Raw genomic sequence first — 15,286 nt, forward strand, 5'->3', positions numbered from 1 at the left:
GCTGACAATAAATCAGTTTCATGTGGCCTATTAAATCAACCTTGAGTCGGGTCATATTAGCTAGAGTAATCAGAACCATTATACAAGGGCCTGTTAACACTAATAATAGCCTCAGCCCTTCGGGTTACCCCTGAAAAAACGCCACTCGGCGTTGCTCGTCGTTCATTTGGAATGACCAAACTTCTCTCCTCGCGCCTTGATTGGTGCTTTTTCAGGGACAACAGGGCCGATTCGATTAGTGTTAACAGGCCCTAAGTGTAATATAAATCCACTAAAGCTGAGTATCATAGCTCAATAATAGTCTTACAAAGCGAACAGGATTCATGAACTGAACTCTTTGCGAATGGGCTCCCAACATTAGTTTGTTTTATACAGTGCTTCAGTTGGTTGTTCTTTAAATTAAATCATCACCCACTAGTGAGACGCTTTTCAGCCTCTCTGTATTTTTCTGCAGTTTTATCGATCACCTCTTGTGGTAGCTCTGGACCAGGTGGGGTTTTATCCCAATCAAGGGTTTCCAGATAATCTCTGACAAACTGTTTGTCAAAACTGACAGGGCTAGTGCCAGGTCGATATGAATCTGCTGGCCAAAATCTCGATGAATCCGGTGTCAGAACTTCATCAATCAAATGTAGTTGACCCTCATCATCCACACCGAATTCAAATTTGGTATCGGCAATGATAATACCTCGTGATAAGGCATAGTCTGCTGCCTCGGTATAGATACGCAGGCTGACCTGTTTGACCTGTTCTGCCATTTCGCTGCCAAGCAGATCCCTGGCCTGAGAAAAATCGATATTCACATCATGGTCACCAACCTCGGCTTTGGTGGATGGCGTGAAGATGGCATTCGGTAAACGATCGGCTTGTTTGAGATGCTCAGGCAGCTGGATACCGCAAACTGAACCATTTGCCTGATAGTCCTTCCATCCCGAACCGATCAGATAGCCCCGTACGATCGCTTCAACCGGGAGCGGCTTGAGTTTGCGAACAATCATAGCGCGTTCACCGAGGCTTCGGCGTTGCTCGGAATCAGGCACAATATTATCAAGGGAGAGCGTGGCAAGGTGATTTGGTATCAGGGCTTGTGTGCGATCAAACCAGAAGTTAGCCACTCTGGTCAGTACCTCACCTTTACCTGGGATTGGTTGTGGCATAACCACATCAAAGGCTGAAAGACGGTCACTGGTGACGATCAACAGGTGTTGCTCATCTATCTCATAGATGTCACGTACTTTTCCCCGATTGAGGAGCTTTAGGTCCAGATTCGATTCGAAAAGAGTTTGGCTGTCGTTCGTCATGGGTTGTAACCAGCTGAGGTAAAGGGTCATTATACCCATGATCGGGTATGAAACTCATGTCGATCCTCAATCGAATAGATTTATGAACCTCTGAAATGTTGTAGCATGACCCGTTGTGAGGTTCCCTATACGGTTAACTCCGTTTCAGGTGTGGTGATGAATAGAGAAAGCGAATTTATGCTGGCCTTCAAAGGCAGCTTCACTTCAGCACTTAGATGGCCTCAGCTGGATGATCTTTGGCAGGCATTGAAAGAGGATGCCACAGGGGGATGGTATATCTATGCTGTTGGAGAATCTCCGCCAGAAACATCAACTGACGATGCAGAGTTGCTGATCTTTGTTGATCGGATTGATGAGTTATTGCGGAGTGAGCATGACGAAGAGTATTGCGGTATCGTCTATGCGGATGATCTGAAACAACCCGCATTTATCAAGATTTACGATCCTAACAATCTCGGGGTCTCTTGTGGCTATAGCGATAATCCGCCACTGCCGGGATGGATACTGAGTAAGCTAAAGCCCGTTGATCTGCCAGCCATTGCGATGCCTAATAACCGTAAGCGTTGGTGGCACTCCCTGTGGAAGGGGCAGGGGTGACTTTGGAGGCTGAATATAGCTGTTGAGGTACCGGGCTAATTACCACGATTTATATTGGGTTTTGGTGCCGCGAATCGTGCTAGACTCTGAAAAAACCAAGTTAAACACTAGGGATTTGCAGATATGACCGAAACCATACCAGAAACTACAGTTCGTTCTGCGGGTGAGCAAATGGCAATCACCCGGGGAGTAATGGATCTATTAGACAGTTGGGGGTTACACAGCGAGGAGATGATGTCGCTGCTCCAGATTAATGGCAAGCCACGCCACATAACCCGATATCGCCATAACAAGGCGCTCCCTGATAGTCCTGAAGTGATGAGGCGTATCGAGTATCTGGTACGTATCAACGATGCCCTGCGTACAACTTACCCTACCAATTCAAGCATGGGTAAACGCTGGCTTCGGCAACGCAACCACCTCTTCAATAAGCGAAGCCCTTTGTCGATGATGATGGGTGATGGAGAGCAGGGTATGGTCTACGTACTCTCTCGCCTCGATTGCACGTTTGCCTGGGAGCAGAGCGGATCCACACCTATCTGAAGGGTTTTCGGATAACTGGCATCTATTCGTTAAACACGAATAGATGCCTCTGTTACTGACCGTCAGCTTGCTGCGGCCTCTTCTCGACGGGCCAACCAGACTTCCATGCCCTGGGCATCCAGGTCAAGATCCATCTCCATCAACTCGACGATCTTTTCTGGGGGCAGGGTAGAGCCATTTTGCTGAAGTTTCTGCAGTAACCAGGATTGTAGTTGAGCCTGGATCTGGGCTTTTCTTGCTTTACCTGGCTCTGCCTCGCAGGCAAGTGCAATTTGGGTGAACTCCTCTAAATGTTTGCGTAATTGCTTGACCAGGAGATCGGGTTGAGTGACTTCGCCGAAATGGGTCAGGTATATTTTTTCCGGCTTTAAGTCCATCAGTCGATCAAGGGTTTCGTACCAGGCATCCGGGTCGAGCTGGATGGGTGTGGTGGCGGGAATCATAAACGAACCCTGAGAGCCATTAAGTTCTGCATAGGAGAGGCCAAAGGTGTCCCCCGTAAAGAGGCCACGGCTCTGCTCATCAAAGATACAGATATGGTGACGGGCATGACCGGGCGTGTCTAGACAGAGCAGTTCCCGATTGCCAAAGGTCAAACGAAAACCGTCTGGTGCTTCGATCACCCGCTCTTGCGGAATGGGCACAAGCTGGCCGAATTGCTCCTCGAATGCCGCTTCTCCATAGACTGCTGTTGCCCCTGCAATCAGTTTTGATGGATCGATAAGGTGCTTTGCCCCGTAAGGGTGGATCACCAATGAGGCTTGCGGCAGTAGACTCATTAACTTGCCCGAACCACCGGCATGATCAAGGTGTACATGGGTGGGTATCACATAGCGGACTTGTGAAGGTGAGAGCCCTTTTGCTTCCAAGACCGCCATCAAATGGGGCACGCTGTTGCTGGTTCCGGTATCGATAAAGACCGCTTCACCTTCCGCTTCCAACAGGTAGCAGGCCGCCAGGCCTGGACGCTGATAAAACGTGTCGATACAGGTGATTTGGTGTGAGTATTCCAGGGTTCGGGTGTTGCTCATCGTAGACTCGCTAGCTGATCTTATTTTCGGCGCCGGAGATAAGATTGGTTATGTTGGATCGGTGGCGCCAGAAGAGTAGGCAGCTTACCAGGATTTGCATAATAATCAGTTCAGGTTCAGGCCATATCAGCCAAACAAAGAGTGGGGCCAGCGCCATGGAGATCAGGGCTGAGAGAGAAGAGATATTGATGACTTTGGCTGTAAATAGCCAGACCAGGGCTACTGAGAGACCCACTCCCCAGTGCAGGCCAAATTGTACACCCAACGCAGTCGCGACCCCTTTGCCCCCTGCAAAGTTAAAAAACAGTGGGTAGAGGTGGCCGAGAAAAGCAGCGAAACCTGTGAGTGCGAGTATTAGAGGTGGTGCCTCCAGCAGATGGGCAATCAACATCGGGATCAACCCTTTAACCATATCCCCGAAAAGGGTGATCGCAGCGGCTTTCTTACCGCCGATTCGAAGCACATTGGTTGCGCCTGGGTTATTTGAGCCTTGGCTTCGTGGGTCGGGTAGGCCCATCAGACGACAGACGATGATCGCACTGGAGATTGAACCGAGTAGATAGGCACTGAAAATTAATATTGAATTGATGATCATGGCCTAATTTGAACCTTTGTCACCGCTTCAGGTCAAGCTGGGTTTTATAGGCGCTCGACCTCCATTTGAGTTGAGCGGATAGAAGCAAAGGGACGGCAACTCATCAACTCCCCATCTGATTAGGGGTTTGTTCTTCATCAATACTCAACTACCATTGGCATTTTTTACAAGCTATGGTTCTGAAATTATGGATATCGTCTTCATTCGTGATCTGCGCATCGAAACTGTGATCGGTATTTACGACTGGGAAAGAGAGATTACACAGACGGTGGTAATCGATTTGGAGATGGGAGCCGATATTGCCAAGGGGGCGAAGTCGGACGCAATTGAGGATGCACTGGATTACAAGGCTGTAAGCAAACGTCTGGTCTCCTTTGTGCGCGGGAGCAAATTCCAACTGGTAGAGACGCTGGCTGAACGATGTGCTGAGATAGTGCTAAATGAGTTTCAGGTTCCCTGGGTAAGATTGACCTTAAACAAGATTGGGGCTGTCAGTGCTGCCCGTGATGTGGGGGTGATTATTGAGAGAACCAGGCATTGACTCAATCCAGTCAGTTGGTCCGTGCCTGGTTGAGCCTGGGAAGTAACCAGGCACCCATGCGCCATCTTCCGAAGGCGATTGATGATTTGCGGGCGATGTTCGGGGATCTCTGCATATCTCCGGTATATGAGAGTGAAGCAGTGGGATTCAAGGGTGATAATTTTATAAATCTGGTAGTGGGTATTCATACCCGGTTGTCGCCTGTCACTCTGAACGAACGGCTGAAAGGGATAGAAGAGAGACATGGCAGACAACGAGGCGGGGATAAATTTGATGCCAGAACCATTGATATCGATCTGCTGACCTATGGAGCAGAGGTTGTCGATAAGGGTGAAATGCAGCTTCCAAGAGATGAAATTTTGCGCTATGCCTTCGTATTGCTCCCCCTGTCTGAGGTGGCAGGAGAAGAGTTTCACCCTCGGGTAGGAAAAACTTATCGGCAGTTGTGGCAGGCCTTCGATCAGTCAGCGCAGCCACTCTGGCAAGTGGATATGCCGCTGCAAAGCAGTCTGTAGCGCTTTAGCTCTATTCTGATTTGGTGATGGGATAGCTACTGGAAGGGGTGCTGTAGGCCTTTTCAGACCCCGGAATAAAAAAACCCCGGCACCCGCTCCTTGGGCACCAGGATCTTGTGTCGCACTGATTGGTTGGCAATTGGTATCAGTCCTATACCTCCATGTACCTGGGGGTCTTCCTTGGCTTCCGTCTCTGCGACGGTGTAAAGTCTAAGTGAATAACCTTATTTAAGATGCAGGTTTGTTCTCATTTTAAAGTAGGATTTTTCTGACATCGATTGAATGACTCCCTTGATTCACCTGTGACTCTTTTGAAACAATCCCACCTCGCAAATCATTCCGGCCATTTTGGCTACACCCTGACCATGAGGAAAACCCCATGTCGCTGATCAGAGCTTTTCTTGGACTCCGTCCTGCCGAGGGCCGTGCTGCCGATGTTGCTGCACCGCCATATGATGTCATGAATGAGGCCGAAGCGCGGGAGATGTCTAAAGGACGGGAGTGGAGTTTTCTCCACATCTCCAGGCCGGAAATAGATCTACCCCAGGGAACCAATCCCTATGCGCCTGAGGTCTATAAAAAAGCGGCTGAGAATCTGGCTAGGATGCAGCAGCAGGGCGTCTTGATTCGTGATACCAAGCCCTGCTACTACGTCTACCGTCTGACCATGGGCAGCCATGTACAGACCGGACTCGCTGCAGCGGCATCGGTTGAAGCATATGATTCAAATCGTATTAAGAAACATGAGTTTACTCGTCCAGCCAAGGAAGATGACCGGGTACGTCAGGTTGATGCGCTGAATGCCCAGACCGGCCCGGTATTCCTGGTCTACCCAAGTGCACCGGAAGTCGATCAGATCTTAAGTCAGGTTTCAGAAGGAGCTGCCGATATGGATGTCACAGCGGCTGACGGGGTACGGCATGAAGTTTGGGTTATGGATGATGAAGAGACGGTTACCCGACTGACCGACTTGTTCGATGCCATGGGGGCGCTCTACGTTGCCGATGGTCACCACCGTTCTGCGGCAGGCTCTCGGGTAGGGGCTTCACGTAAATCGGCTAATCCAGATCATACAGGTGAAGAGTCATACAACTATTTTCTGACCGTCATCTTTCCTCACAATCAGATGCAGATTCTCGACTATAACCGGGTAGTCAAGGATCTGAATGGTCTCAGTAAGGAAGATTTTCTCGCCAGGATAGAGGCGTCATTTGAAGTGGAACAGAGGCAGGAGTCAGTGAAGCCTGCAGAACCGGCTGAATTCGGTATGTATCTGGATCAACAGTGGTACAGACTGCGCCTCGACCCTGCAAAGATACCTGCAGATGATCCTGTGGCTCGGTTGGATGTCAGTCTACTGGCAGACCATCTGATTGAACCCATATTGGGGATCAGTGATCCACGACGGGATTCCCGGATCGATTTTGTCGGAGGTATTCGGGGCTTATCCGGCCTTGAGAAACGAGTCGACTCCGGTGAGATGGCAGTTGCCTTCTCCCTATATCCGACCGGGATGGAAGATTTAATGGCAGTGGCTGACGCTGATGAGGTGATGCCACCCAAATCGACCTGGTTTGAGCCGAAGCTGGCGGATGGTCTGGTCAGTCACGTACTCGACTGATTTTTTGTGCAACGCCAAAACCTGGGTTCCACATAAGATCGCAACAATTTGAAGCAAGGAATGGTATGCAGAATCAATTAGAGACGCTTCTCCTCAGCTGTTGGCTGAGGTCTGAAGCGCAACAGGGATATGTGAAAAAAACCTGCATACCCAGCAGCATTGGCGCAGCCGGTATGGCACTGATCACTAATGGAGAACCATGCAGATGCTAACCGGGTCGACGATGATTTCCCGCAAATCCATGATCAGCTACGGATTCTAGGTTCTAGATGGTTACTACCAATAGCAGTCTCCCTGAAGGCGATCTCATCGAAAAGCCAGCTATCGAACATTGGCTGGAGATGTTGCCGGATGAGTTCAGTGATGATGACAGGGGTTACCTGCGTATTGCCGCAGAGATAGCGCTGAGTGCCCACCCGCAACGACATGTCCTGAACGGGGAGAGCCAGCTTCGCCATGCCCTGAGTGTGGCAGAGATACTCGGGCATCTGCATATGGATCGGGAGACAGTCGCTTCAGCAATGCTGCTGGGCGCTCTGAAGGATCCAGATATCACTGAGGAGAAGCTGCAGAGAGAACTCGGTGTGAATGCCGCGCGCATGGTTGATGACCTGGGGCGGATTGGTGCCTTGACCGACCTCTCCACTGAGGTAGCTGTAGAAGATGAAGAGCAGCATGCTGAAAATCTTCGTCGTCTGTTGCTGGGCATCGCGGAGGATGTTCGTGTGGTGCTGGTGGTAGTTGCAGAACAGCTCCATCTGATGCGAACTGCTCGCAGTCTCGAACCGGAGATGAGCCGCCGGTTGGCAAAAGAGACACAGGATATCTATGCACCCTTGGCCAACCGTTTGGGCATCTGGCAGATCAAGTGGGAGCTTGAGGATCTCTCTCTACGCTTTCTGCACCCTCAAGAGTACAAGCGAATTGCCAGTCTGCTTGATGGTCGCCGGGCCGATCGGGAGCAGTTTATCCAAGAGGTGATGGATCTTCTGCGAGAAAAATTTCTTGCAGTCGGGGTCGATGCTGAAATCACCGGGCGACCCAAACATATCTACAGTATCTATCGCAAAATGCAGCGTAAGGCGGTGGACATCGAGCAGATTTTCGATCTACGTGCGGTGAGGGTGCTGGTGGATGATATTGCCCAGTGCTACGCAGCCCTGGGTGTCGTACACGGTCTTTGGAAACATATTCCGGGTGAATTTGATGACTATATCGCCACCCCCAAGGCCAACCTCTACCAATCTATTCATACTGCAGTCATCGGGCCGGAAGAGAAGACCCTCGAGGTGCAGATCCGTACCCGGGGTATGCACCACCATGCGGAACTGGGTGTGGCTGCTCATTGGCGATATAAAGAAGACGCAAAAGAGGATACCGATTTTGAGCGACGTATCGTATGGATGCGGCAGTGGCTGGAGAGAAAGGATGTTGGTGGAGAGATCGGCGAACTGCAGGATGCATTCGATCAGGAGATGGAGTCTACCCGGATCTATGTGCTGACCCCGATGGGAAAAGTGGTCGAACTGCCAAAAGGCTCGACCCCCCTCGATTTTGCCTATACGATCCATACCGATATTGGGCATCAGTGCCGGGGTGCAAGAGTTGACGGGCACATCGTGCAGTTGAACAGGCCCCTGCGTAGTGGCGAAACCATAGAGGTTTTGACTGCCAAAAACGGCACCCCCAGTCGTGATTGGATCAACCCCCATCTGGGTTACCTGCATAGCACCAAGGCAAGAAACAGGGTCAAACAGTGGTTTAAGCAGCTCGACTATGAACACCATGTAGAGCTGGGGCGTTCAGCACTGGAACGGGAGATGACCCGGCTTTCGATCAGTGAAAAACCAGATCTGGAGAAGGTTGCAGACAAACACAATCTGCAGCATGGCGAAGATGTCTACGCAGCCATCGGCCGAGGGGATCTCTCTCCCATCCAGGTTGCCGGTTTTGGTGGTCGGGAGAAACCGGCGCCACGCTCCAAGCCGATTTCAGAATCAAAGCATATCCACCAGGGTCAGGTAAAAGGGGAGGTGGTGGTTGCCGGCGTCGATGATCTGATGACCAGCATAGCCCGCTGTTGTAAACCGGTTCCCTATGACTCCATCATTGGCTACGTAACCCGAGGGCGCGGGGTTACCGTACATCGTCGTGATTGCCCCAATCTCCGGGCGATGTCGGATGAGGAGCAGGATCGACTGATTCCGGTACACTGGAGTGATGAGCAGCAGGAGACTCAATACGCAGTAGATTTTATGGTCGTGGCAGCCGATCGCAAAGGATTGCTAAGAGATATCTCAGCCATTCTCACCAATGAGAATATCGATGTGATCGGGGTCAATACCAACAGTGATCGAAAAACCGATACAGCAACCATGCGCTTCACCATTGAAGTCAAAGATATGAATCAGTTGAGTCGGGTATTGTCGAAGATTGAGCAGTTACAGGAGATTAATCTTGTGAGGCGGCTCCTATGAGCGAACCAGTTTCACAGGCTTATGCAGCGCAATTGCCAGTCAGCTCCAGCAGGTCTAAACTAACACATTGTAATTTTTTGTGTTTTCTGCACAATCAGCTCTGTCAACCACCATCGCGAATCACCCGTTTTGACAAAAGAATCGACTAAAATCAACCTCCTGAATCTTGACTTGAAAGAGATGGAGGCCCTCTTTTTGGAGTTCGGCTCCAAGGCCTTTCATGGGCGCAATGTATTCAAATGGATTCACAAGCATGGCATCACCGACTTCGATGCCATGACAGACATCTCGAAACGACTGCGAGAGCAGTTGCATCAGTTGGCCGAGGTCAAAATTCCAAATTTAGCGATGGAGCAGCCGGCACTGGACGGCACTCGAAAATGGTTGCTGGAACTCGAAGATGGTCAGCGCATCGAGACGGTCTATATACCCGACAACGGGCGCAGTACCATCTGTGTCTCTTCTCAGGTTGGCTGTGCCTTGGATTGCTCCTTCTGCTCTACAGCCAAGCAGGGTTTCAATCGTAATCTCACAGTCGCGGAGATTATCGGGCAGGTCTGGGTGGCAAGTCGTCAACTTGGAGAGCCCCCGAGTAATATCGTGATGATGGGCATGGGAGAACCCCTGGCCAATCTCGAAGCGGTGATTACAGCAATGAGTATCATGCAGGACGATCTGGCCTATATGGTCTCAAAATATCGTGTAACCATCAGCACTTCAGGCATTGTTCCCGCACTCAAGCGTTTGAGTGAGGTCTGTGATGTCAGTCTGGCGGTTTCACTGCATGCTCCGGATAATGCACTACGCGACCAGTTGGTACCGATCAATCAAAAATACCCTCTGGAAGAGCTGATACCCGCTTGCCGGGAGTTCGTGCACGGAGATAAACGGCGCAAGGTGACCTGGGAATATGTGATGCTGGATGGCATTAATGACTCCCTGGCCCATGCAAAGGCACTGATTCGACTGCTGGAGGGAACCCCCTCCAAAGTCAACCTGATCCCTTTCAACCCTTTTCCCGGTACCGACTACCAGGCCTCTTCACCGGAGCAGGTTGAAGCATTCCGCATGCGTTTGAAGCGCTCAGGCATTATTGCAACGACTCGAAAGACCCGTGGTGATGATATCGATGCGGCCTGTGGGCAGTTGGTTGGAAAAGTCAGGGATCGCAGCAGTCGGCAGTTGCGGCTTGAGCGGTTGGATAGTCTCAAACAAGGTGTTTCATGAAATCAATTTTCAGATGGCGACAAATAGCATTACCGTTGCTACTACTCATTTCAGCTGGTTGCGCAACGCAGGGAAAAAATAGTGATACCACTGGTAACTTAGGGCAAGAGAAAAAGAACAGCCCGGCCAAGATCTATGTTGAGATGGGTATGGCCTATTTGCGTGAGGGCCGATCTGCCATAGCCCTGAAAAAACTCAAAAAAGCGATTGAAGTTGATGACGACTATGCGCAAGCTCATAATGTGATCGCAATTCTCTACGAGCGGTTGGGAAACAACGAACTCGCAGGCAAGCATTATGAAGAGGCAGTTAAGCTGGATAATCAAGACCCTTACATACGCAATGCCCGGGGCAGTTACTACTGCAAGCAAGAGAGGCTGGATGAAGCCCAAGTTGATTTTCAAAAAGCCTTGGCCAATCCGCTCTATCCCACTCCCTGGGTGGCACTGACCAATGCTGGCATGTGTCGTGAGCGTGCAGATGAAATATCCACCGCTGAAACCTACTACCGACGCGCTTTAACAGCAAACCCGAAATACGCTACTGCCCTCTACCAGATGGCAAAAGTCTCACTTGATCAGAAAAAGGATTTTTCAGCGCGCGCCTATCTGGAACGCTATCACGCTCAGTCCCGTCCATCAGCTGCATCGCTACTACTTGGCATCAAGATCGAGAAGAAGCTCAAGGATTTGGCAAAAGCGGACGAGTATAGAAGCAGATTGTTTAAAGAGTTCCCGGATGCACCCGAAATACAGATGCTCTACGAAGTCGAAAAAGCGCAATGAAAGTACCAACAAATGCTGATGAGGAAAACCGGGCGTCTGCCTCACTGGGCCCGGGTTTACAACTAAGAAGCGCACGCGAGCGTCAGGGGCTGGATGCATCAGCTGTTGCTGCCCAGCTGCACCTGCAAGCCTCGATAGTTGAATCACTGGAAGCGGACGACTACGAAAAGCTGCCCAGCCCCGTCTTTATTCAGGGATACCTGCGAAACTACGCCCGACTTCTGGGGTTGAGTGAGGATGCCATCGTCGCCTCCTATCAACGTCTGCTGCCGAAAACTGAGGAGCAAACAACACTCCCAAGACAGGACGAGAAGCAGACAAAACCCATGCATAGCAGTCACGGCGTAATGAAGCTGATGACTTGGAGTATTGTGCTGCTGTTGTCAGCACTGCTCTTTTTCTGGTGGTTGAACCGGGTGGAACTGGAAGAGCCTGAGCCATTTCCGACAACTGAAATGATGCAGCAAGAGGGAGAGGCAGAGTTCCTGATCCCTCCATCTGATAGCAGTCCAGTCTTCGAAGCGCAGGAGATCGCACCGGCGACGACAGAGATAGAACCTGTTGAAGAGATTCCAGTCACTTCAAACTTCGAAGAGTCGGCACTAATAGATCAAACCAACAACACAGATGAGAGTACGCAATCAGATACTCAGCTAGTTGAAGAGGTAGAGACTCAAGTTGAGACGGAGTTGCAGCAAGAGATCGCAGCACCACAGGTGGAGAGTCTCCCGGTGGCCTCAGCCGAACCAGCTACTCAAACTGACACAAAGAGCCTGCTTTTCGCATTCAGTGGCTCCTGCTGGACAGAAGTCAGAGATCAGAATGGCAAAGCGAGAATTATTGGTGAGATGAAAAGTGGCGCTCAAAGACGTTTGAGCAGTCAATATGGGCCTTTCACTGTGGTTTTGGGTAATGCCTCATCCGTAAGCCTGAGTATTGATGGTGAACCCTTCGATTTAAAACCTTTTACCCGAGGCAAGGTAGCTAGATTTACCCTTGATCCTGAAAAGCTATAACGCACAGCAGGGTTAAACCTAACACCCCCCTTCAGCGAGTAGGGCGCAGCTCTGTCGCGTCATAAGGGTGTGTGATACAGAGAGGAAGTAAATCGATGACTTGAGTGAAGTCTGTATATTGGGTGTCCATGAATTACAATAACGCTTGATCCAATGAAGATAAGCATCTTCCGCTCTCCTGCTGTAGTATCGCACTCTAATTTTATTGATAACTTGTTGTAAAAAGAGTGATATTTGATTGCCATCTTCCATGATTTAGTTCTCTTTTTGTTCCCGTGCAGAAATGGTTTTTTAGTTCCCTGGTGATGTCAAACATAAAGTAAGGGAGATAGAAGGCAGCTTTCCCGAATTAAACAAGCCATAAAAATCAATCTCATACCTCAGAGGGTACATACACTGGTAATATGATGATTTTTAGTATAAAAATATGGTAGACACGGAAGTTGGCGCACACTAGCTCCCCCTCCAGTAGATTTCAGATATAAGGCAACATTCCCGTCTATTACGGTGCAAATGGCCCACTATCCTGCATTTATTGCATGATAGCGGGAAGATGTCACGCTGAAGTGGGCGAATAGTCAGGATATAAGGCAATGTGCCTTAGAATATATGTTAGCCATTAAACCAGGGTCATGACAATGTTCAATCTTAATGAAGCAGCGGTTGCCTACGCGAAAGCGGCAGGTCGAGTATTGGGTGATGACTCAGATTACTTGAATAGGAATGAAGCGCTCATACCTGTGTTTGTCTTCTTACTGTTTCAGTCAATCGAAATCTCTCTAAAGCACCTTGGCATAGAGGCAGGACTATTCACAGAACAAGAAGCTAGGGACAGGAAGCTGACAAAAAATGGTCATGGGGTAAGGGAAATTGCTGACCTAGTTAATGCCAAGTTGGGTGCAGAGAAGGACTATCCGGTAGTAAACGCGTTAATGGCGGGATTACTTGAAGACGGGCACGCCGAGATTATCCGAAAGATGATCTTTGGCTTAGAGTTCGAAGCGACTAGGAAGTCTTACCAATCCAGAAATCTTGGGTATGCAAAACTCAATCAAGGAGACTTTGCTGTGGTAGAAGGGCTTCAGCCTTGGGCTGCAGCGGTCAGGAATGTAGCAGAGAATCTACCTAGAGCAGTTGGGGTAGTACAGAAATGGAAATCCTCTCCTTCAAATTCTGAACATTTCGCCATTTGGTGTCAATAATGCCTAGTATCAAGTTTGAAGTGCGACAAAGATAGAAATTATCCATAGAACAGTTCCTCTGGGGTTTTATAATTGTGGCGTTTTCTGGGTCTCTGGTTTAACTGCAAAGCAATGTAGTCGCATTGTCGCTGACTGAGAGATTCCATACTTTTATTTTTGGGTAGATACTGACGAATTAAACCGTTCACATTTTCATTGCTGCCACGCTCCCAGGAATGATATGGGTTGGCAAAGTAGAAGGTGACGCCACATTGCGCTTCGATCTGTTTGTATTTATGGAACTCCGTACCATTGTCTGCCGTGATGGTTTTGAAGTTTTCTGGGTATCGCCCTATCAACCTGGTGATTTTTTATTGAGCGAATGCATTGATTTGTTAGGCAACTTGCCGATAATGACATATCCAGTTTTGCGTTCCAATAAGGTAACTATGCAGTGATTGCTGCCTTTGCCGAAAACAGTATCTATTTCCCAGTGGCCCTTATATCTGCGGGTTTCAACGCTGGCAGGCCGCTCGGATATGTGGCGTTTATTGGCCAGTCTACCGCGGCTATCATAGGCTCTGTAGCGTTTGCGGCGTTGCTTGGGTGACTGCCTAAGATATTTCCAGAGATTGCCGCCATTAGCCTTATCTCGCCAGATATACTGGTATATGGTTTCATGGCTCAGGCGACGATTCATCAACTTGAAACGTCGCATATGACCAACGATTTGTTCGGGTGACCACTTTCGCTTTAGTAGCTTACGCACCAACAGGAAATCGGCATGACTGTAATGAAGATTGCGGCGGGATCTACTTCTTCTAGCCCTGGTTCTGCGTTGAGCTTTACTGGGCCTGTATGCTCCATCTGTGACATGGCATCTATTTCTGTCCAATTCGCGATATAGAGTAGAGAAATGTCTCCCCATAAGACCAGCAATTGAACGAATAGATAACCCTTGATGACTGAGCACAGAAAGCGTTACTCTTTCCTTATAGGTGAGCTGTTTATATGACATGGCTAATCCTCGACTTGGCGGAAGAAGAAAAGCCTGTATTACAGCTCACCTTTCTGAATTTTAAAAGTGTCGCACTTAGTATATGAATTCGGGATGGCTAACAAGGCGCTAGTTCGGACGCAAACTACGCTGCGCTTCGTCTGCGCCGCACAGCTTGGTCGTTATGCGCAGAAGATAAACAACTGGAAGTATTATTCATATAAATGAAGGAGAGTACTAAACATGGATAATGAGAAGGAATTCAGCACTGATAAATTATGTAAAGAAGTAAATATTGACGGGTTTACCTTAACAATTTCCTCAGAAAAAATTGGCGAAGGAGAATGGACGCTATCAATAATTAACGAACATGGAGTATCAAACAATTGGCATGAGTACTTCCCAACGCCACAAAAAGCATTGGATCAAGCGCTGCTTGCAATCAAAGAGGAAGGAGTAGAGTCATTTAATGAAAAAGATCTACTCAGTTCATTTTAGTTTAGATAGGGCACATAACCAGACACTCCACCTAACCGCCGCAAGCAACGCGGCGGTCAGGTCAGTGCAACGTTAAGCGTATAAAAAATGGAAATTACGAATCTAATCTTTAATCTGTACTTTTTTGGCTTAGTGATTGTGTTGGGTATCATTTATGGAGAAAATACGGGACACCCGTAAAATTATTACAACACTCCCAGGAATGATATAAGTTTTAACTTGAAATTTAGGAAACAACATGGAGGTTGTTATGACAAGAGCCCGTCAAACCTTAGTGAGCTTGGAAGCCACTCCTTTCTACCACTGTATCTCCCGCTGTGTACGTCGTGCCTGGTTATGCGGAGATGATCCCTACACCGGT

General features: G+C 49.0%; 14 protein-coding genes and 2 pseudogenes. 12 read left to right on the forward strand and 4 right to left on the reverse strand.

Annotated elements, in window-relative coordinates; all coding sequences use genetic code 11:
- Positions 1-407 precede the first annotated feature (407 nt).
- Entirely contained in the window at positions 408-1,301 is an 894-nt protein-coding gene (locus AC4IFB_RS20670) for a phosphoribosylaminoimidazolesuccinocarboxamide synthase (protein WP_490781188.1), read from the reverse strand.
- A 156-nt stretch (positions 1,302-1,457) separates the two neighbouring features.
- Here AC4IFB_RS20670 and AC4IFB_RS20675 point away from each other — a divergent pair, with 156 nt between their 5' ends.
- Both AC4IFB_RS20675 and AC4IFB_RS20680 read left to right on the forward strand, forming a co-directional pair.
- On the forward strand, positions 1,458-1,898 hold the full coding sequence (locus AC4IFB_RS20675; RefSeq protein WP_490778111.1) for a hypothetical protein: 441 nt from the start codon (positions 1,458-1,460) through the stop codon (positions 1,896-1,898).
- Positions 1,899-2,021: 123 nt separating this feature from the next.
- A complete protein-coding gene (locus AC4IFB_RS20680; RefSeq protein WP_490778110.1) occupies positions 2,022-2,441 on the forward strand; it encodes an antitoxin Xre/MbcA/ParS toxin-binding domain-containing protein in 420 nt (139 codons plus the stop codon).
- 62 nt (positions 2,442-2,503) lie between these two features.
- Here AC4IFB_RS20680 and AC4IFB_RS20685 read toward each other — a convergent pair whose 3' ends face one another.
- Both AC4IFB_RS20685 and plsY read right to left on the reverse strand, forming a co-directional pair.
- Positions 2,504-3,472, reverse strand: coding sequence for an MBL fold metallo-hydrolase (locus AC4IFB_RS20685; protein ID WP_490781189.1), 969 nt, complete (start codon positions 3,470-3,472; stop codon positions 2,504-2,506).
- A 10-nt stretch (positions 3,473-3,482) separates the two neighbouring features.
- Positions 3,483-4,067, reverse strand: coding sequence for a glycerol-3-phosphate 1-O-acyltransferase PlsY (gene plsY / locus AC4IFB_RS20690; RefSeq protein WP_490778108.1), 585 nt, complete (start codon positions 4,065-4,067; stop codon positions 3,483-3,485).
- 187 nt (positions 4,068-4,254) lie between these two features.
- Here plsY and folB point away from each other — a divergent pair, with 187 nt between their 5' ends.
- From folB to AC4IFB_RS20730, 8 genes are all read left to right on the forward strand, one after another.
- Complete coding sequence (folB, locus tag AC4IFB_RS20695) at positions 4,255-4,608, forward strand: dihydroneopterin aldolase (protein ID WP_490778107.1); 354 nt, start codon at positions 4,255-4,257, stop codon at positions 4,606-4,608.
- Positions 4,605-5,123 (forward strand): 2-amino-4-hydroxy-6-hydroxymethyldihydropteridine diphosphokinase, encoded by a 519-nt coding sequence (gene folK / locus AC4IFB_RS20700; protein ID WP_490778106.1) that lies wholly within the window; start codon positions 4,605-4,607, stop codon positions 5,121-5,123. Before folB ends, folK begins: the two co-directional genes overlap by 4 nt.
- Before the next feature lie 379 nt (positions 5,124-5,502).
- Positions 5,503-6,744: a DUF1015 domain-containing protein gene (locus AC4IFB_RS20705; protein ID WP_490781190.1), complete on the forward strand. Its 1,242-nt coding sequence runs from the start codon at positions 5,503-5,505 to the stop codon at positions 6,742-6,744.
- A 269-nt stretch (positions 6,745-7,013) separates the two neighbouring features.
- Positions 7,014-9,221, forward strand: coding sequence for a RelA/SpoT family protein (locus tag AC4IFB_RS20710; RefSeq protein WP_490781191.1), 2,208 nt, complete (start codon positions 7,014-7,016; stop codon positions 9,219-9,221).
- Between the two features lie 129 nt (positions 9,222-9,350).
- Positions 9,351-10,448: a dual-specificity RNA methyltransferase RlmN gene (gene rlmN, locus AC4IFB_RS20715; protein WP_490781192.1), complete on the forward strand. Its 1,098-nt coding sequence runs from the start codon at positions 9,351-9,353 to the stop codon at positions 10,446-10,448.
- Entirely contained in the window at positions 10,445-11,233 is a 789-nt protein-coding gene (gene pilW / locus AC4IFB_RS20720; protein WP_490778102.1) for a type IV pilus biogenesis/stability protein PilW, read from the forward strand. Before rlmN ends, pilW begins: the two co-directional genes overlap by 4 nt.
- The gene (locus AC4IFB_RS20725; RefSeq protein WP_490781193.1) at positions 11,230-12,249 is read left to right on the forward strand and encodes a RodZ domain-containing protein; all 1,020 of its coding nucleotides are present in this window, start codon (positions 11,230-11,232) and stop codon (positions 12,247-12,249) included. The genes pilW and AC4IFB_RS20725 overlap by 4 nt, the downstream gene beginning before the upstream one ends.
- Positions 12,250-12,887: 638 nt before the next feature.
- Positions 12,888-13,451 (forward strand): hypothetical protein, encoded by a 564-nt coding sequence (locus tag AC4IFB_RS20730; RefSeq protein ID WP_490781194.1) that lies wholly within the window; start codon positions 12,888-12,890, stop codon positions 13,449-13,451.
- Between the two features lie 38 nt (positions 13,452-13,489).
- Here the strand turns inward: AC4IFB_RS20730 and AC4IFB_RS20735 are convergent.
- Positions 13,490-14,448, reverse strand: a pseudogene (locus tag AC4IFB_RS20735) (IS30 family transposase).
- Positions 14,449-14,670: 222 nt separating this feature from the next.
- On the opposite strand from AC4IFB_RS20735, the gene AC4IFB_RS20740 reads away from it, so the two are divergent.
- Together AC4IFB_RS20740 and AC4IFB_RS20745 are read left to right on the forward strand one after the other, a co-directional pair.
- Positions 14,671-14,925: a hypothetical protein gene (locus AC4IFB_RS20740; protein ID WP_490781195.1), complete on the forward strand. Its 255-nt coding sequence runs from the start codon at positions 14,671-14,673 to the stop codon at positions 14,923-14,925.
- 250 nt (positions 14,926-15,175) lie between these two features.
- Positions 15,176-15,286, forward strand: a pseudogene (locus AC4IFB_RS20745) (transposase); the annotation flags it as partial.

Source organism: Candidatus Thiodiazotropha sp. AKIB8, from assembly GCF_058244675.1.

Excerpts from the sequence above, each read along its gene's own strand:
- AC4IFB_RS20670 (WP_490781188.1), bottom strand. The coding sequence starts at position 1,301 with ATGACGAACGACAGCCAAACTCTTTTCGAATCGAATCTGGACCTAAAG.
- AC4IFB_RS20675 (WP_490778111.1), top strand. The coding sequence starts at position 1,458 with ATGAATAGAGAAAGCGAATTTATGCTGGCCTTCAAAGGCAGCTTCACT.
- AC4IFB_RS20680 (WP_490778110.1), top strand. The coding sequence starts at position 2,022 with ATGACCGAAACCATACCAGAAACTACAGTTCGTTCTGCGGGTGAGCAA.
- AC4IFB_RS20685 (WP_490781189.1), bottom strand. The coding sequence starts at position 3,472 with ATGAGCAACACCCGAACCCTGGAATACTCACACCAAATCACCTGTATC.
- plsY (WP_490778108.1), bottom strand. The coding sequence starts at position 4,067 with ATGATCATCAATTCAATATTAATTTTCAGTGCCTATCTACTCGGTTCA.
- folB (WP_490778107.1), top strand. The coding sequence starts at position 4,255 with ATGGATATCGTCTTCATTCGTGATCTGCGCATCGAAACTGTGATCGGT.
- AC4IFB_RS20705 (WP_490781190.1), top strand. The coding sequence starts at position 5,503 with ATGTCGCTGATCAGAGCTTTTCTTGGACTCCGTCCTGCCGAGGGCCGT.
- AC4IFB_RS20710 (WP_490781191.1), top strand. The coding sequence starts at position 7,014 with ATGGTTACTACCAATAGCAGTCTCCCTGAAGGCGATCTCATCGAAAAG.
- pilW (WP_490778102.1), top strand. The coding sequence starts at position 10,445 with ATGAAATCAATTTTCAGATGGCGACAAATAGCATTACCGTTGCTACTA.
- AC4IFB_RS20725 (WP_490781193.1), top strand. The coding sequence starts at position 11,230 with ATGAAAGTACCAACAAATGCTGATGAGGAAAACCGGGCGTCTGCCTCA.
- AC4IFB_RS20730 (WP_490781194.1), top strand. The coding sequence starts at position 12,888 with ATGTTCAATCTTAATGAAGCAGCGGTTGCCTACGCGAAAGCGGCAGGT.
- AC4IFB_RS20740 (WP_490781195.1), top strand. The coding sequence starts at position 14,671 with ATGGATAATGAGAAGGAATTCAGCACTGATAAATTATGTAAAGAAGTA.